The sequence below is a fragment of the Mesorhizobium sp. YR577 genome (assembly GCF_900116595.1).
Classification (GTDB): domain Bacteria; phylum Pseudomonadota; class Alphaproteobacteria; order Rhizobiales; family Rhizobiaceae; genus Mesorhizobium_M.
Genome location: NZ_FPBI01000004.1, coordinates 113,317 through 130,995, shown reverse-complemented (window position 1 = coordinate 130,995; position 17,679 = coordinate 113,317). Strand labels below are relative to the sequence as shown.

Sequence of the window (17,679 nt, the reverse complement as noted above, 5' to 3'; positions counted from 1 at the left end):
GACGTCGAAGAAGGGGATGCGCCGGCGCATCCCCATTTCTGTTTTCGATCTATCGGCGCTCACAGGGTCGTTTCGATCGTCTCCACCACTTTCTGCATCGCCTCGCGATAGCGCACGAACTCCGGCGAGGTCCTGACCACGGTCTGCGCCACTGTCGGGCCGTCGGTTGTCGCGCGCACGGCCCTTCCGGTCATCTTCTTTTCGGCCCATGCAACGACGTAAGCCGCGTTCTTGCCGGTCAGGAACGGGTTCGCGCTGATGACCTGACTGCCGAGGATGGCGGCAAGTGACGCATCGCCCGACGCGGCCAGCACGATATGGGCGCCTTCCGGTCCGAGGAAATGCGCGAGGTAGAGCCGGCCGGCGGTGATGCCATGGCCATGCGAGCGCAACCGCGCCTCATTTTCCCGCGCCAGATGCTCGACCATTTCACGCGAGATGGTCGGGTCGAAGCGCAGCGCGAGCAGGGCCGAGCTGGACATCGACTGGAACAGGTCGGGCCGATAGGTCCGCATCATGCGGATCCATGTCGAGTTGATGAACTGGCCGAGCCCGGTCGCCGAGGATCGCGAATTCTTCGCCCTGGCGTTGCCCGCACTTTCAACATGGATGATGCGGTTCACCAGAATCTCGACCGCCGCACCATCGGGATCGGTGGAGGGCGTTGCCTGCGCGACTGCAGTCTCCAGCGGGTTTATGGGAACGCCGTTCATGTAGAGTTCGAAGTGAAGATGCGGGCCGGTGGAAAGGCCGGTCGTACCGACAAAGCCGATGGTGTCGCCGGCCTTGACCGCGAGCCCCGGCTGCACCCCATTCTCGAACCGGCTCAGATGGGCATAGGCAGTGGTTTTCCCGTTGCCATGCGCGATGCGTATGACATTGCCGTAGCCCTTGCCGTCGCCCGCATATTCGATCGTGCCGTCGAAGGCTGCCATTACCGGTGTTCCGATCGGCGCCTTCCAGTCCACCCCCTTGTGCAACAGAACCCGCCCGAGGATCGGATGCCGGCGTGGCCCGAAGGTCGAGGTCAGGACGCCGTTGACCGGGTTGACCATGCCGTTGGTGGTAGTGACGCTGTGGGTCGCATCCTTTTCGGTCATGCAGGAAAAATCCGCACCCGGAGCCGGCTGGTAGACGAAGCATTCCAGATTCCGGTCCGGTCCGCGGATGGCGGCGTAGAGCACGCGGCCGGTGTTGCGGCCCGTATCGCGGCCGGATTTGGCGAAAATGATGACCAGCCTGTCGTCCTTCGTTGTCATCGCCTGCAGGTCGAAGGATCGCGACATCAGCATGATCGCTTCGCCGGTAACGCCGCTCGGCACCTGGTTGCGTGTCGCCGTGCTGTAGACCGCGTCGAGCAGGCGGTAGCTGAGGTTCTGTGCTTCCGGCGTGACGGTCTGCGAATAGCTGGACAGGTCTTCGTCTATCCACGGGTCTGCTCCAGCGACGAACTGGCCGTCATCGCCCAGCGCGATGGTTCCGATGTATTTTTCCGGCGCATTCACCGAAAGCTGGGCGAGGCCGTATCTGCCTTGACGGGCGTCAGGCCGAAAGCCGCGCAAACCGACGATGTAGCGATCGCCAAGCATATCCACCCCGATGATCGTCTTGGCGGCCTCGGCGGCCTTTTTGGCGTCGTCGGCGCTGAAGCCATATTCGGCGATGATGCTTTCCAGCGAGCGCTCGCCCTTGATCGAGACGGTGAAGTCTTCCGTCGTGCGGAAACGGTCGGCCTCGCGATTGACGAGGCCGACGGTTGTGGTGTCCTCGATCGCCGTCGGCTTGATCGCCGGAAGCGCTTCCTTCGGCTGCCCCGCCGTCTCGCTCCAGCCGGCATCGGCATCGGCCCCGTCTTCGCCGATCATGCCGCCCGGCTCCGACGAGGGGGTGGCCTGCATATCTTCAGCTGGAACTTCTTCGTCCGTGGCTATCGAGCCGTCTTCTTCGAGGTCATCCTGGCCTGCGACAGGCACAAGCACCTCGTCGGATGCTTCATCGCCGCCGGCGGCGTCCGGTGTTGCTGCCGCATCGTCGTTCGTGGTTTCCTCCACCGGCGCAGTGTTTGTCTGGTCCGGCAGTGCCGAAAGGTCGGTCGGCGGCTGGTTACGTCCGCTCTGCGATTGGAAGAAGGCGAAATCCTCGGGACTGGACGGCAGCGCCATGATGCGCTGGCTGGAAGAAAGCATCGTGTCCGACAGAACCTGCACCGTCTCGGGGATTTGGGGCTGGTTGAGGTCCGGCGGCACCGGAAGTTCATGCAGCTTCTGAGACGCGCCGCCGCCCGCCGAGCCGAGCCGGATGATCAGCGGGTCGCCGGCCAGATCGACGATCGCATTGACGAAAACCGGACGTTGCGGCTTCTCGGGAGCCGCGGCCTGCGGTCTTGTCTCGGTTGTTTCGATTGCCTGCGGCCGCCAGTAGCCGGAAAGGAAGTAGGTGCCGGCAGAGACCGCAAGAACGAGCCCAGCCGAGACGGCAAGCGCGATCTGGCGGCGCAGCGTGCGCTTGCGCTCTACCTCCTGCTGCTTCCGCTTCTTGCGGAAGCTGTCGTCCAACTGGTGCATCGGAAATGGGCCTGGATGCCGCTGACGAAGAATACGCCACAAGTGATGACGACAAAACAGCCGCCGGAAAAGCTTAGTGACATTGCTAGATTACAATGAATGGAGGTGTTGTGATGAGATCAACATCACAGATGCCCAAGTTATTTTGCGCGTTGTTTGTATTCAGTTCGCCTCGGGATCTTTCAGGAAAAAAGTCCAGCGAGACATTTCCTTGGTGTCGACCAGCCTGAAGCGGGCGGATTGGTAGCCGCGCTGCCAGCAGGAATCGGTGCCCTGAATGGAAAAGCGCCGGGTGCCGATGCACATGTCGTGACCTTCATAGTCGCCGGTCAGGATCGGCTGGCCAAAGACGTCGGTGGCATAGACATAGACGTAGCGGCCGGTGAGTTCCTCCTTGATCACGTCGACGCAACGATTGGCGCCAATGGTCCACCACCCTTCGGTGCCGAAAGTGCCGCTGGTTTCCTTGGCGACAGAGACGTTGATCGCGTCGATCGTCTGGTTGCAGATGGCGAACTGGGCATGAGCAGCACCGGCAAACCCGGCATAGAAGATGGCGAAAGCGGGCAGGGCGCACCCTTTCCAAAAAGCATTGGCCAACAGGGCGGAAGCGGAGTTCCTCATGGGTTCGACATCGCCAACCTTCGAAGTGCAGTTGATACAGACTATTTTGCAAGCCGTCGATTACTACGGATTTGGTACTGCCGGGGACGCTCGAAACCCGCTTTTACAATAGAATCCCACGCGCTTTTGCGCTATCCAAAAGAACTGGATTGAATCCGCGAACAATTGGACTCCTGGAAACATGACACGGGAACGTTCCTTGTTTCGACGGGCGAAAATTTGCTTCGCCATACTTGTCGTATTTCTCGTGCAGATTTTTGCGAGCGCGGCTCAGGCTGAGCGCCGTGCAGCCATCGTGGTCGGCAACGGCGAGTACAAATTCGCACCCCTGACCAATCCGAAGAATGACGCCAAGCTGATTGCCTCTACGCTGACCGAACTCGGTTTCGACGTCCTGCTTTTCTACGACGTGAACAAGGCGGCGGGGAAGGACTTGCAGGATGCGATCCGCAAGCATCTTGTGGGAGCCGATATGGCGGTGCTGTACTATGCCGGGCATGCCGTGCAGTATAAAGGCCAGAACCTGCTTCTGCCGGTCGACGTGCGCACCGGCTCGGTCAAGCAGGTCGTTGACGACGCGATTGCGCTCAACACGCTCATCGACATCGTCAAGGACGATCCGGTCGGCATAAAGCTCATCATCCTCGATGCCTGCCGCACCAACCCGGTCGCGACAGAGGAGGGGTTGCAACAGGGCCTGGCAAACACCGAGTCCGGTACCGGGCAGGTACTGATTGCCTTTGCGACCAGCGCCGGCGAGGTCGCCTATGACGGCACCGGCGTCAACAGCCCGTATTCATCCGCACTGGCCAATGCGTTCCTGCAGCCCAATCTCGACATCTACGACACCTTCCGCACCGTGCGCGGCGACGTGCGCATGGCGACCGGCGGATCGCAGATCCCCTGGATCACAGGCTCCATCGAAACGAAATTCATTTTTAGGACAGGCGATGCGAGTGCGGCCCAGGAGCCGGCAGCGCCGCAAGCGGGCAGCGAACTGACCGTCGATGAGGTGCTCTGGGCCTTCATTCGCGAAAGCCCGGACCCGGAAGATTTCGCCCGCTTCGCCAGCGTGTTTCCAAACAGCAAATACGCACCGGAAGCCAAAAGCCGCAGCAGCGTCAAGGTCGCGGAATTGAACCAGCGCGGCCTCTACATAAACGGCGCGCTGGCTTCCACGGCGATTTCCGCCCCGCCGCCGGCAGACGCCAACACCGAGGCCGCCGGCGAGGAATTCGTCTTCCAGCAGGCGGGTGAGCGCGCGGTAAGCGAGACGTTCCGTGTCTGGCCGCGCAAGCTGCCGGACACGGCGCATGGCATGAAGGCGATGGTATCGGATTGCGATCTCTACGCCGCCGATCCCAACGATCCACAACGCGCGGTTCCCGGCGTGACCAACGGCATGGTCAATGTCCGCGACGGCCTGCGGGCCTGCGCCTTCGCACTCGCTGCCGATCTGACCAACCCGCGCCTGCAGTTCCAGCTCGGCCGCGTGCTCGAGATCGCGGGCCGCTATGACTGGGCCGAGCATTTCTACGCCCTGGCCGGCCGCCAGCAATACAGCGCGGCACTCGTCAATCTTGGCTATTTGGCCCGCGTCGGCCTGGGCCGCGAGGTCGATTACGATCGCGCGCTCGATTTTTACATGCAGGCGTCGGCACTCGGAAATCTGCGGGCACGCACCAATGTCGGCTCGGCCTATATCAAGGGGCAGGGCGTGCCGAAAAATCCCGAAGAGGGCATCCTCTGGTACCGGCTTGCCGCATCGAGCGGCTGGACGAACGCCATCACCGCATTGGGCGATTCCTACAATCGAGGCGTCGGTGTCGGAAAAGACCCCGTTGAAGCGGCAAAGCTCTATGCGGCGGCATCCGATGCCGGGCAGATCGACGCCATGGCCAATCTCGGCCGGGCCTATGTCGGTGGCTCGGGCGTCGACAAGGATGTCCGGCGCGGCCTCGACCTGATGCTGCGCGCGACCGACATGGGCAATCAATACGCCCCATATTTCGCGGCGCGCGTCTTCCTCAAGGGCGACGATGGCGTGCCGGTCGACTCCGTGCGCGCGCTGAGCTTGCTGGAACTCTCGGCCCGACGCGGCTTCGAGGACGCCTATCTCGACCTCGCCAAAGGCTATCGGGATGGAAGCCTCTCCGGCGGAAAACCTGATCTGCGCCTTGCCTATTTCAATGCAGCACTGGCGGTGCGCTTCAAGGCCGACAACGCCGAGGAGATCAAGAACGCGATAGGCGACCGCCTGAAAGCGGACGCACGCAAGAAGATCGATGCGGATGTCGAGTTGTTCATCCAGCAGAACGGAAAGTAGTGGCGAGCTTCGCCGGAATGAAAAGTTTGGTTGTCATCGCAGTTGGTTAGGGTCTTTTTCTTGCGCCGTTGGTTCGATCATATCCGCACGACCATCCCCTGGCTGAGCCATGGCAATGCCGCTTCGCCAGCGGATCTGCCTGCCGCTGACGGGCAGGAAGGAATTCGCTATGTGCTGGTCGATGGGGAGAAGGAGGCCAGGCCGCGCATCCTGATATCGCTGCTTGGAGATACGCCGCCCAACATTGCGGAAATCCTCGACGCCGTCGCGGCCGCCTGTCGCGAGGCGCAGGAATTTCCGGTGATCGTCATGTCGGAGCTGCGCCCGGATCTCATAGCCGTCACGGCCGCCCCGATCGAGTTCATGCCCTCGCGCCGTCACCTTCGGCTGTTGCGGGATGACGAGTACCAGCGCTATGTGCGGCGGCGGTGGGCTCTCATCATGGCCAAGTGGAATTTTGCCAGCGAGATCGAGCTTTCCCTGACCTTCGACGAATTCCTGGCAACGCAGATGGCCGCGCCGGCGCAAGATATTGCCGAAACGAATGCTTCACCTAGACCCGTGCAAGAGCGGCATGAAGCGGCGCGTCGGCTCGAACCGAAAACACAAGCTGCTCGATAAGACGGGCCGCCTCGTGGCCGCCGTTGATAAATTCGAGGCGGGCAGAGCGGCGGCGCAATTCTTCGCGAAAATCCTGCGACAGCGCGATATCGATCGTCTGTGACACGCGGCCGAGTTCGGACGCGCGCAGGCGCAGCCCGACATGGGTGGAGTGGGCATAGGTCGCGCGCAGATGCTGGTCGTCCATTTCCGGCGCTTCATTCGGAACGAAGATCGCCGGGATGCCGCCGAAGACGCATTCGTGAAAGCTGTTGTAGCTCGCATTGGTGATCATCAGATCGATCGCGCTCAGGCAATCCGAGAGCGGATAGAGGATGCGGCGCACGATACCTGGTATCTCGTCGCCGATGGGAGGGGCGAGCGGATGGTTGATCCGCACCACCTGAATGTCCCGGCGGATCAGGTCCTTGATGATCAGCTCCGGCAAATCCTCGAAATCGAAATTGCGTTGCGAACCAAGCTGAATGGCGACGGTGAAGCGCTTGTGGTCGACGCCTAGCCGTGCCGCCGCGTCGGCGCGGCAAAGGCCGGAGCCGGGATCGTTGAGAAGGATCGGAGAGACGGCGGCGACCTGACCGGGCATGTCCGTGGTCGGCCCCCGGTCTTCGTCCTGCGCATATTCGCCCGGCTCGATAATCATGTCGAAGCAGGATTGAAGGTGGGCCGACAGCGCCTGGCCGCGAACCCACAAAGCGCGCCGCACCCAGACCCAGGAAAGGTCGGGCCGCGCCGACGCGACGTTGACGAGACCGGGAAAGGGATAGGTGCCATCGAAGACGACCGCCGCAATGTCCATGCTTTCGATCGCGGCGAGCAACTCCTGCGCGTAGGCGATGTTCCAGCTGTCGTCCGTGACGCCCACTTTCACCGCCCAGGGAATGTAGTCCACCGCGTGGCCGCGCATCGCGATCAATGCCGATCCCGCTGAGCGGGTGAAGAATATGGGCTCGATGTCCGGCGACATGCGTTCGGCAATCGCCATCAGCCGGGTGATGTGCCCAAGGCCGATGCCGTTGGTCGCGACGAACAGGACACGTTTTTTCGATGCATGGCGCGGGGCTCCCGCCGGCTGCTCGGGTACTGACGCACTTGCGGCCGTCTGGCGCCTGAGCTTGGCTATCCGCGCGGCGTTCAGCGCAGGCAAGCTTGGCAGTTCAAGGTCGTCATAGAGTTCGGCCATGCGTGCCGGATAGGTTTCTATCGAAAATCGCTCCGCAGCCACTTTTCGAGCCAGCGCCGATTGTTCTGCGTAGGACGCCGGCGATGAAATCAGCCGATCGATTTCCGCCGCGACATCCCTGACGTCGGTATATATCGCGCCTTCCCCGAATAGATCGGCGTGGCAGGGGTCGATAATCGTCACCAGTCCGCTTGCCATGGCCTCGGTAATGCCGAGCCCAAATGCCTCGACCCAGCGGCGGCTGTGAAAATAAACATAGAAGTCGAGCCGGCTAAGGAATTCACAAACACCGTCATCCGCATAGGGAAGGATGTTCCAGTTGGCTCCGATCCAGGGTCGGATCGCTTCGGGAACACCGCCCAGCACTTCGATCGACAGATGCTTCGCATCCGGATAGGCAGCCAGAAGATCGTCCTGCGTGTCCGGCCATTTGAGCGGATCGGCACGGGAGTGACGGCCCAGTACTGCGCTGCGTTCGGGCGGCGGTCTGCGGCGATCCTGCCAGTCCGCCATGTCGATCATGTTCCACAGGTCGTGGCGCAGCAGCCGGGGTTTTTCTCCGACCAGTTTCTCAAACTGTTGGCGAACCTTGGGGCCGACCGGCGCGAACGACACCGGAGCGCCGAACAGCCGCTCGAGATTGCGCTGCACGATCGCTGTCTCATACTGAGGCGCCCATGCACCGTCGAAGGGCGGGTGATGGGCAATGCAGACGACATGGCGCGGGCGAATGTTCACCGAAGCGGCAGGCATGTGCTCGAAGACCTGCGGATGATGGGCAAAAAGAACGTCGCAGGTGACGATTTCCTCGCCCGTCAGCCAGGGCACGCCCAGCTCGTCGATCAGCTTTGCCGTGCGCCTTTCGAAGCCGCCGATGAGAGGGCCGCGCCTGCCGACAAACGGAATGAAGGCGCAACTCAGTCCGAACCGATGCGCAGCTTTCAGTTCCGCCCGCAAGGCGGAGGACGTTCCTCCGGGGAACCTGGGGTCGGCGGCATGGACGATGTCAAAATGCATGAACCGGACTTGCCAGCATTGTTGTCGGTGTCTTGAGCGGGCAGTTCAAGGGTATGCCGCTCTGCGGGGTGCTGGGGATTTCGGGCGCGGTGCCTTGGGTATGTTCCGCATCGTCACAGGCTTGGCAACGACCGCTCTGCTCATCTTGGCTTTCGCCCTGGGCACGTAGCAACTGCGCGGATGGTTCTTGATGAAGCTGCGATAGGCTGCCGACGTGTTCTGCTTCAGGGCGGCATGCCAGGCGAGTTTTTCCGCGAGATTGAACGGCACCGGATTGCAGGTATCGACCCTGGAAACCGGGGTGGGTGCCGCCATGCGCTGAAACGGCACACACGCCGCAAGCAACACCGATCCAAGAACAGAAAAGCGCTTGAGCATGTGCCAACGCCCCCTCTTCAATTAGAAGACAAGTAGAACTCTGCAAGACAAGTGCGTCAAATCAATTGATCTTCGGTCGATTGTAAAGTTTCGGAAGAAAACTGATATACCCATTTCGAATAAAGGGCGGATGCAAATCGAGGTAATATAAACGCTTGGTTGCCGAATATAGATGGCTGCACCATGGGGTGTGGGACAACCGCGCGCGGTTATTCGGTCACGAGAAAATAGCCGAAGTCGACGCCGAAGCTTCCGTTCATGCCGTCGATCTTTCGCGCGAGTTTGGGAAACAGGTCGGCTGCTCGCGAGACCGTCCTTCCCGCCGGCAGACCGAGGTCCTGATCGCTGGCAAGCGCGATGACCATTTCAGGAGACACATCCCGAAGCCGCGCGCTCTGGAATTTCAGCTCGAAGGTCTCCTTGTCGCCTTCGGTGACCTTGGTGGCGAAGCTGCCCATGTTGTAGACGAAGCCGTCGCTATCGACCAACAGAAGGTCGAGATTTCTCGTTCCCTTCTTGCCGACGGTGGCGACAAGATTTTCACCGGGCTTCAGCCTGTCGGCAAGCAAGGTAAGCGACGGGCTGTCCTTTGCCGTTGGCTGGACGGCATTCAGAAACTCGGTCACGGCGCACTGCGCATCCGTTATCAACTGCCCGTTGACCTCCGGCTCCTTGGTGCTTTTCTGCTTCAGCGTGTTGTAGAGCCGCTCGAATGGCTCTTTCGTCAGACCGAAACCCTTAATGTCGATCGACTGATCCGAGACCGTGGTAACGGCTGCGAAGAAACAGCGGCCGCCATCGTAGTTTCGCAGCCATGAGACGCTCTGCTCGGCGGTTTCCACCATGTCGAGTGCTGCTTCCTTCGTTTCGGTCGGCGTGCGCTGGGGCAATGTCGGCTCAGCCTCTGCCGGCTGGCCTTGCGGCGGGGTGGCCGGTCCGGTTTCGGGCGGCGTCGCAGCACCGGGCTCGGTGCTCGGCTCGCTTTCAGTTGGAGTCGGAGTAATAGCGACCGGAGGCGAGGCGGGCGTAGACTCAGCCGGCTTTTCCTCGGGCGTGGTCTTTGCCTCCTCTTGCGGCTTTGGCTCGACATTCTGCGGCGGCGTTTTCGACTCTGCTTCCTTCAATATGTCATCGAGGCTGGGCCCCGCCGGCTGCTTTTCCGGTTCCTGTTTCACGACAATTTGCGGCACAGATGGCTGGCTCGTGGTTTCGCTTGTCGTGGACTGCCCGAACAGCCCGAGATAATAGGCGCCTCCCGCACCGCCTGCCAGAAGCAGCACCAGCAGGCCGCCTACCAGGGCAGTTCTGGACGCTCTTGGCGCGGTGCTGCTGCCGGCCAGGTTCAGACGGCCGGTGGCGTGCGCTGGGGCAGATGACGGTGGCGGCCCCAAGCCGGATGATGCGATAGGCCCTTCCAACGCGGCTGCGTGCCGGCCAAGCGAGCCGGAAGAGGGCGCAGAGTTTCCAAAAGGCGAATGCGAGCCCAGCGTATCGGGCGGCTGCGTGGCTGCCTCCGCTGATCCACCGCCGGTTGATGCCGGCTTGGCCGATCCGATCCTCGCCGAGCGAAGCCAAGCTGCCACCTGTTCGGCGTTGTCGGGCCGGTCGTTCTCCTCCGGTTGCAGCATCGCCTGCACGAGTGGCCGCAGGCCGGCATCGATATCCGTCAGGTCAGGAACCGTGCGGCGCTTGTCGATAACTTCGACGTGGGAGCCGCCCATATCGAGCGGCGCACCGCGAAGGGCGGCGGCAATCACCAGGCCGAGGCTGTAGAGGTCCGATCGCGCCGTGACTTCAAGGTTCTTGATGCCCAGTTGCTCGGGCGAGACGAAATTGTATTTGCCGGCGAAATTGCCGCCGATCAGCGTGCCGCCGCCGACATTGGCCGAGCGTGCGATGCCGAAGTCGATGATCTTGGGCTGACTGACGTCGCCATGCTGCAGGATGATATTGTCGGGCGAAAGATCGCGGTGGATCACGCCAGCCTTATGGGCCAGCGCCAGCCCGTCCGCCACCCGGATGAACAGCAGCCGTGCCTCGTTCGCATCCAGCGGGCTGATGGCGATGCGTTCGGCCAACGATTGCCCGTCGACGAATTCCATCGCCAGATAGGGCCGTCCAAGACGAGGATCGCGCGAGAAGGAATAGTAGCGCACGATGGTTTCATGATGCAGGCGGCCAAGAATGGTCGCCTCCTTCTTGAACAGCGCGAATATCGCCTCATCGTCTGCAAGTTCGGGCAGGATGGTCTTGATCGCGACCGGCTCGCCCGTCTGGATATTATGCCCGCGATAGACCTCGCCCATCCCGCCCGAGGCGATGCGGGCGTCGATCTCATAGGTGTCGTTCAGCTGCGTGCCCGGCTCAAGGGTCGTTCTGTTGACGGCGATGCGGGTTTTTCCATCCGAAGTCATGGCAACTCACATCTGGCTCGGCCATTCGCCCGGTCGCCCGCGCGTGATATTGGCCGGAGAATTGCGGAACTGGACAACGACGACGGTGACATTGTCGACCGCGCCGCGGTCGAGCGTCAACCTGAGAAGGATGGCGCAGGCTTCGCGTGCGCTATGACGGCTGAGCACCCGCCGCATCTCGTCGTCGGAAACATGGGCGGTCAGGCCGTCGCTGCAGATCAGGAACTTGTCCTGCGCGCGGATTCTTCCATAGGTGAAATCAAGTGTCGGGTTGTCGAACGTGCCGATGGCGCGGGTAATCACGTTGCGCCGTGGCGATACCGCCGCCTCCTCGGGCGTAAGCAGGCCGCGGTCGAGAAGGTCCTGCACTTCGGTGTGATCGCGCGACAGCTGCGACAGGTTTCCGTCGCGCAGCATGTAGATGCGGCTGTCGCCGGCCCAAAGGCAGGCATATTGATGCTCGAAGGTCAGAAGTGCCGCCAGCGTCGAGCCGATCATGCCGGCATTGCGCCGCAAGGCGATTTCCCGGATTTCGCGATTGGCCGTCGTCACCCGGTCTTCGAAGCGTGCGCGCAGATCCCGTGCGGAGCTTGGAACGCCGATCGACTTCAGGTTCTCGACGATGCTGTTGCTGGCAAGCTCGCCCCCGTCATGCCCACCCATGCCGTCGGCCACCGCAAACAGGCCGCTGTCGGACTGGACCAGAAAGCGGTCCTCGTTAAGCTCGCGAATGCAGCCGGTGTGGGTGGCGCCGTCGCTGTCGATGTCGAAGACATGCTTCATCATGACGGTTCCTAAAAGCCGGCGGGGCAGTTGAAATCGCGAAGCGCCGGCAAAAACAACGGGTTGTAGGAAGATCCGGTTCGTATGCTGTAGGAAACTTCGCGGCCGCCGACGACGAACCGCACCACCAGGTCGTCGCCTTCCTGGGCGATGGAGCCAGTGTCGATCAGGCGCATCAGCGCCCAGGGGCCGTTCTTGTCGATACTCGAATCCCGCCCGGCTATTTCGGGGAAGATGCTGAGCTTGGCGCTGCTCGAGGCGTCGTCTCCGGGCCATGCAATCGTCTGCGGCGTATTTCCGGCCATCGAGGTCTGGATGACGATCTGGTTGACCACCAGCAGCGCTTCTGCGTCCTTGGAGATGGTGTGCGGGGCAATCGTCACCTTCACGGCAGGTGTCGGGCTGCCATCGGCAAAGAAGGCGTTGCGGATTTCGGCAGCGCGCTGGAACTGGCGAAGCGTATCGCTGGAGAGCTCGCGCCCAAGCCGCGTGTCCTTCTGCCAGTCCCAGGCATCGCCGGTGATGTTTGCCAGCGGCGCTAGATGCTCGTCGAAGAACTTGTCCATCAGGCCATTGGGACCGAACAGCTGCGTGAATTCACCGATCTGGACGTCGCCATCGGCGTCGCGGGCGAAGGGATATTTGCCGGAGACGATCCGTTGGCACGACTTGGTGATATTGGCCGCAAGCGCCTGGTTGAGCTGGGATTTCGAACTGCTGGCCTCCGCGCCCTCGAACTCCTCGACGACTTCCGAGATCATCGTGGCGAAAGGCTTGGGAAGGCGCGACATGGTCCCGCGCAGATTGACGACCTGCAGCCGCAGCTTCTCGTTCGCCGGTCCCGATTGCGATGGATAGTCGGTTATGACCTTCAGGCTCTCCCGGACTTCGCCGAGGTTTTTCAGAAGGATGTCGACCGGGCGGCTGCCGGGGGTTCCCTCGATCCAGTTCTGGTAAAGCCTGAAATAGGCCTCGATATTGGCGCCGGGATTGGCCGCGCCCGCAGCACTGCCTGCGGCTTCGCCGGCTCTCAGCTGCGACTTCCGATGAATGAGCCCGATGCGGGCAAGGCCGTCGATCTGTGCGCTGTCCATGTCGAGGCTGCCGTCGCCCCGGCTGAGCGCTGTCTCGTTGCCGACGGTTTCAAGCAGCTTGAGCAGCGGCGACGTCTCGGACGATGCCGCTGCCAGAACGCCATAGTCGGGCTGATCCTGCGTGATGGACTTCAGCTTGAGATTGGACAGCACCTTTTCCCACGCTTCGATGAAGTCCTTGCTGTAGCGGTCGACGAGTTCGGGGCCGAGCGCTTCGAGCCCGCTGACCTGCTCGGCATTCTGCCCGGCATCGCCCATGACCCATTGCTCGGCGGCGAGCCGGTCGGCCACGCTTGCGAGCTGCATGAGGAAGAATTTGTGGAAACCGGCATTGGTGTAGAGGCCGGGGATATTCAACTGGTCGAGCTGGGTGCCGTCGCGCGTCTCAAACACCTTGGCGGCATCTTCCCCGCTCAGGAGCGGCAGGTCGCGCAAGCCCTTGGCATAGGCCGAGGAACTCATGACGAGCCCGGCGCGATCCGCGAGCTTCATGCCGGCGAGCGATTGCTGCGCCTGCGCGATCAGCTTGCCGTCGAGTTCGATTGCCGGCACATGCGACCGCCCGAGTTCCAGCATGTCGCGCAGGTCGGTGGAAAGCTCCTGTCGGGCGGCTTCGTTGCCGGCGCCGGGCAGGAGGTTGGCTTCCCAATCCCGCGCCATCCAGCCAGTGATAAAGTCGTCCTCGACGCCGGGTGCCTTGCCACCGAGCATCAGATAGGTCTTCAGCGCCGGATAGGCGACCGTCGGTTGGTTGATGCTTGCAGCCAGTTGCTGTTCCGTCCGCAGGACGAGGCGCGGGCGCAGCATACGTTCCAGTGCGTTGCGATAGGTCTCTTCCGTTGCAGATGACAACGTCTCGCGCTGCGTCAGGCCAAACGTCTCGCTCACCGGCGTCGGCTCGTTGCGATGCGCATAACCCGCCGGCATCTCGCGCAACTGGTTGAGCAGGGCAGCAATTGCGGAGAGGTCCGCTCCCGTGACCGGTTCGGACGCCGGCATGTCCTGTCTGGTCAGTTCCTGGCCGGCGTCCGCGCTGTAGGACTCGATGGAATTTCCGGCCGCCGTGATCAGCGATTTGTTGGCTGCAAAGCTCCAGCCCAGAGTGCCGAGAACCAATGCCGAAACGCCGGCAATTGCCGCCATGCCGCCATAGCGCAGCATGGCGCTGCGTCGGGCAATGCCCTTGTCGAGAGAGCCCCATCCTGCCTCGGCAAATATCAAATCCTGCAGCAGATCGTGGATGAAAAAACTCTTGCCGCGTCCGGAGAGATTTTCGCTCGCCTGCCTGACCGCAAGGTTCCTGCCCATCGCGCCGATAAGCTGGTCGATCGGCGTGCCTTCCTGCGTGCCCGAGGAGAAATAGAAGCCGCGCAGGCTGGCGCTGCTTTCAGGCCGTGCCGGGTCGAATATCTGGTTGAGGAAGTCGGCGACGCGATCCCGTAACGCGCCGACCTGCGCCGGAAAGCCGAAGATGGCGATGCGCGCGGTCGCGTCCGGTTCTTCCTGCAGGCGATCCGGAAGCTCCTCCGTAAGGCGGCTGACCAGCGCGTCGAACTCGACCGGAACTTGCGATACGAGATTTTGCTTCCGCTTCTCGGTCTGGAAGGTCGCGCCCCACACCTTGCGACGGCGCGCTTCGGTGAAGCTGCCAAAATACTCGCGAAAGCCTTCGATCAGGTCGGCCTTGGTGAAGAGAGCATAGACCGGGAAATCGACCTTCAACTCCTGAAGAAGCTCGAACAGGCGCTTTCGGATGGCGTTGGCGTGAGAAGCCAGCTCCCATTCCGGCAAGGTCAGCAAATCCTCCACGCTGATGGCGACAATGACGCCATTGATCGGCTGTTTCGTCCGGTTTGCCTTGAGCAGCGAAAGGAACGACAGCCAGCTTTTCTTGTCGGTCTCGGCGTCGGATTCGTGGGTCGTGTAACGGCCCGCAGTATCGATCAGCACGGCGTCGTCGGTGAACCAGAAGTCGCAATTGCGGGTGCCGCCGACGCCCTCGACGGGTGCCGCCCCTTCTTTTTCGGCGAGCGGAAATTTCAGTCCCGAATTGACCAGCGCGGTGGTCTTGCCTGCGCCGGGCGGCCCGATGACGACATACCACGGCATTTCGTAGAGGAACGAGCTTTTGCCGCTCGCGCGTTTGAGCACCTCGATGGCATCGGCCATCCGCTTGGCGAGCAGCGGGCCGTCGCTGCCTTGATCGTCATTCGAAAGAAGCGCCGCCTCGATGGCCTTCTGTGCGCCGCGCGCCCTCAATGCGCGGACGGCGTAAGCGCCGGCGACCAGAACGGTCGCGGCCGCTATCACGCCGGTCCGAATCCAAACTGAATCGAGTGGTTGCGAGCCGTTGAACGTTATCAGCGGGCCGGCAAACCAGACGACCAGCCCGAAGCAAACGAGGCCCAGCAGGGCGAGAAGTGCCCCGAGCCAGGCGAATATCGGTTGCTTGCGGTCCATGCGTTCCTACTGCAGCGTTTCTTCCTTCGGGATCATGATTTCCACGCGCCGGTTCGCCGCGCGCCCTTCCTGCGTGCCGTTGTCTGCGATCGGTTCGAGATCGCCCTTACCGTCGACCTTGATCCGCGCCGCGTCGGACAGCGATTTTGCCAGCACGGCCTGCACGGATGCGGCGCGCGCCAGCGACAGGTCGTGGTTCGACTTGTATCGGCTCGAAACCTTGGGCTTCACATTGTCGGTGTGGCCGATGACGCTGATCGGGCCGGGCTCCTTGTCCAGCGCCTCGGCGATCTTCTTGCCGATCGGCTCGAATTCCTTCCTGGCGTCGACTTTGCCGGAAGCAAACAGCACGGCGTTGCTGACGCTCACCACGATCTGGTCGCCTGATGGCTCGACCGTCATCGTGCCGGCGGCGATCTCGTCGGCCAGCGCTGTACGAACACGCTGCAGCTGCGTGCTTTCCTGCGGCGGCGGTGGCGTGTAGGCAACAGCCTCGACCCGATCGATCTTTATCGCGGTCGTTGGGCTCAATCCCGCAAGCCGCGTCTCCAGCGCATCGGCCTCGTTGCCGATCAGGAAGCGCAAAAGGAAAAACGCACCGACAAGAATGGCGCCGGCAAAGCTTGCGATTGCCCACAGCGGCGCGCGCGGACCAAAGGTTGCCCGGCCCAACGCCATGCCCCGCCAGCGCGGCGAAATCTCCTCGTCGGGCAGCGCCTTGATCTGCCGCATCCTCTGGTGAAGGTTGCCGGTCACGCGCTGCAACAGCGCGCTTCCGCCCGGTGTGCCGCGATACTGGCCCTGAAAGCCGAGCAGCAGGCAGGCGTGCATCAGTTCAAGCAGATCGTATCGCTGCGCGGGGTCGGCGAGCGCCTTGTCCAGTTCCTCGAAGAACCCGATGCTGGCGGAGCGGACCTGGAAGAATTTCACCAGCAGGCTGTGCAGCGTCCAGGCATCGCGATCGACACCCGGCAGGTTCTGCACGACTTCGTCGGCAGTGCCGCACAGCACATATTTGGCGACCGATGCCTCTTCCTGCGCAACGCCCGCCTCAGTGGCCTTCTGCTCGAACTCGGTCAACAGCCGGGAAAGCTGGTTCATCAGCGGCGCCAGCTGGATTTCGGTGCTGTGCAGGCGCAGCCTGCCGAGCAGGATCAGCAAGGATGCCGCCGCCGCAATCAGCGGATTGGACGATGGAAATTTTATGCCGCTTGCTGCATTCAGCGCGACGTCGAGAGCAAAGCGCGGGGCCGCCTGTTCGGGCTGTCGCACACCCGTTTCAGGAGTGGCGATGGGGAATGCGGGGCTGAGTATCGTGCCGGTGACCGGCGGCCGTGCCGAAGCTTGCAGACCCGGTGCCGGAGGTGCGGCGTCGCGAAAATCACGCCTCGACACTCCGCCCGGGGAGGGGGCGATGACGGTTTTTCCTTCTCTTCCGAACGGATCATTCTTTCCGCTCATCTTCGGCTTTCCATGATGGCCTTAAGATCTGGATGATCCTCCATAAATATTCGGTCATCGCCAACGGCCCGAACAAATTCTGGTCACAAGCAACAATACTTGTCGAGGTGAAAATAGGCGTAGGCTGAACCCATTCTTATCTTTGCCGGGTTGCGCGGTAACAGGCGGGATCATCTATTGATGATCCAAGGGCTTGCATCAGATTTTCGCGAGACCGGTGGTAAATCCGGCCAGCGACAACTGAAAGATGATGTCGCCGCCCGTGTAGGAACTGACGCCGACATTCAGCAGGGTTCCCTGCTTCAATCCGTCGATCATTCCGGCATCGAGCGGGATGACCGCGTAGCTGCCGCGCTGGTCGGCGGTGACGATCGGATAGGTCGTCTGTGTTTTCTCGTCGATCCAGACCTTGACGCCATTGGTCAGCAGCAAGCCGTGCGGCAGGTTCAACCGCATCGTGTAGGGCGCACCTTTGTCTTTCCTGAAGATGGAAACGGCAAGCAGGCGCTTGCCAGTCTGCTTCTCCCTCAATAGTTGCCCGAGCGTGCATGAAAGGTTCTTTGATGCGGCATCGCCCTGACAGCTTATCCGCCAGCCTGGCTGCGGCTTTTCATCGGCGGTGGGCTTGGCTTGCGTCTTCGTCTGCGCCGTCGCGAAAGACAGGCTTGCGCAAATGCAAAGGACGGCAGCGGCGCCGATTGCCGCAAACCTGCTTGCCCGGATTCGCGCCAAATCTTGTCCCCCTCGCAATTGAACG

General features: G+C 61.9%; 11 protein-coding genes. 2 read left to right on the top strand and 9 right to left on the bottom strand.

The annotated features are described in order from the left end of the window. Positions 1 to 59: 59 nt before the first annotated feature. Both BM413_RS07515 and BM413_RS07510 read right to left on the bottom strand, forming a co-directional pair. Complete coding sequence (locus tag BM413_RS07515; RefSeq protein WP_091911956.1) at positions 60 to 2,564, bottom strand: peptidoglycan DD-metalloendopeptidase family protein; 2,505 nt, start codon at positions 2,562 to 2,564, stop codon at positions 60 to 62. A 162-nt stretch (positions 2,565 to 2,726) separates the two neighbouring features. Continuing rightward, a complete protein-coding gene (locus BM413_RS07510) occupies positions 2,727 to 3,188 on the bottom strand; it encodes a DUF1036 domain-containing protein (RefSeq protein ID WP_091911954.1) in 462 nt (153 codons plus the stop codon). 247 nt (positions 3,189 to 3,435) lie between these two features. Between BM413_RS07510 and BM413_RS07505 the strand changes: the two genes are divergently transcribed. Both BM413_RS07505 and BM413_RS07500 read left to right on the top strand, forming a co-directional pair. Then, positions 3,436 to 5,514 carry a caspase family protein gene (locus BM413_RS07505; protein WP_244537796.1) on the top strand — a complete coding sequence of 693 codons (2,079 nt, stop codon included), beginning with the start codon at positions 3,436 to 3,438 and terminating at the stop codon, positions 5,512 to 5,514. A 60-nt stretch (positions 5,515 to 5,574) separates the two neighbouring features. After that, entirely contained in the window at positions 5,575 to 6,135 is a 561-nt protein-coding gene (locus BM413_RS07500; protein ID WP_139238564.1) for a hypothetical protein, read from the top strand. Here the strand turns inward: BM413_RS07500 and BM413_RS07495 are convergent. From BM413_RS07495 to BM413_RS07465, 7 genes are all read right to left on the bottom strand, one after another. Further along, positions 6,068 to 8,332 (bottom strand): glycosyltransferase, encoded by a 2,265-nt coding sequence (locus BM413_RS07495; protein ID WP_091911949.1) that lies wholly within the window; start codon positions 8,330 to 8,332, stop codon positions 6,068 to 6,070. The two genes, BM413_RS07500 and BM413_RS07495, sit on opposite strands and share 68 nt — an antisense overlap. A 45-nt stretch (positions 8,333 to 8,377) precedes the next feature. Further along, positions 8,378 to 8,710: a hypothetical protein gene (locus BM413_RS07490; protein WP_091911948.1), complete on the bottom strand. Its 333-nt coding sequence runs from the start codon at positions 8,708 to 8,710 to the stop codon at positions 8,378 to 8,380. Positions 8,711 to 8,919: 209 nt separating this feature from the next. Further along, positions 8,920 to 11,124: a serine/threonine protein kinase gene (locus BM413_RS07485; protein WP_091911946.1), complete on the bottom strand. Its 2,205-nt coding sequence runs from the start codon at positions 11,122 to 11,124 to the stop codon at positions 8,920 to 8,922. A gap of 6 nt (positions 11,125 to 11,130) precedes the next feature. Then, entirely contained in the window at positions 11,131 to 11,910 is a 780-nt protein-coding gene (locus tag BM413_RS07480) for a PP2C family protein-serine/threonine phosphatase (protein WP_091911944.1), read from the bottom strand. A gap of 8 nt (positions 11,911 to 11,918) precedes the next feature. Continuing rightward, complete coding sequence (tssM, locus tag BM413_RS07475) at positions 11,919 to 15,461, bottom strand: type VI secretion system membrane subunit TssM (RefSeq protein ID WP_091911942.1); 3,543 nt, start codon at positions 15,459 to 15,461, stop codon at positions 11,919 to 11,921. A gap of 6 nt (positions 15,462 to 15,467) precedes the next feature. Beyond that, a complete protein-coding gene (tssL, locus tag BM413_RS07470; protein ID WP_091911940.1) occupies positions 15,468 to 16,922 on the bottom strand; it encodes a type VI secretion system protein TssL, long form in 1,455 nt (484 codons plus the stop codon). A 198-nt stretch (positions 16,923 to 17,120) separates the two neighbouring features. Then, positions 17,121 to 17,654, bottom strand: a complete 534-nt coding sequence (locus tag BM413_RS07465) for an invasion associated locus B family protein (protein WP_175544272.1) — start codon at positions 17,652 to 17,654, stop codon at positions 17,121 to 17,123. Positions 17,655 to 17,679 lie beyond the last annotated feature (25 nt).

Coding starts and splice junctions, on each gene's coding strand:
- BM413_RS07515 (WP_091911956.1), bottom strand. CDS start 2,564: ATGCACCAGTTGGACGACAGCTTCCGCAAGAAGCGGAAGCAGCAGGAG.
- BM413_RS07480 (WP_091911944.1), bottom strand. CDS start 11,910: ATGATGAAGCATGTCTTCGACATCGACAGCGACGGCGCCACCCACACC.
- BM413_RS07495 (WP_091911949.1), bottom strand. CDS start 8,332: ATGCATTTTGACATCGTCCATGCCGCCGACCCCAGGTTCCCCGGAGGA.
- BM413_RS07510 (WP_091911954.1), bottom strand. CDS start 3,188: ATGAGGAACTCCGCTTCCGCCCTGTTGGCCAATGCTTTTTGGAAAGGG.
- tssM (WP_091911942.1), bottom strand. CDS start 15,461: ATGGACCGCAAGCAACCGATATTCGCCTGGCTCGGGGCACTTCTCGCC.
- BM413_RS07485 (WP_091911946.1), bottom strand. CDS start 11,124: ATGACTTCGGATGGAAAAACCCGCATCGCCGTCAACAGAACGACCCTT.
- tssL (WP_091911940.1), bottom strand. CDS start 16,922: ATGAGCGGAAAGAATGATCCGTTCGGAAGAGAAGGAAAAACCGTCATC.
- BM413_RS07490 (WP_091911948.1), bottom strand. CDS start 8,710: ATGCTCAAGCGCTTTTCTGTTCTTGGATCGGTGTTGCTTGCGGCGTGT.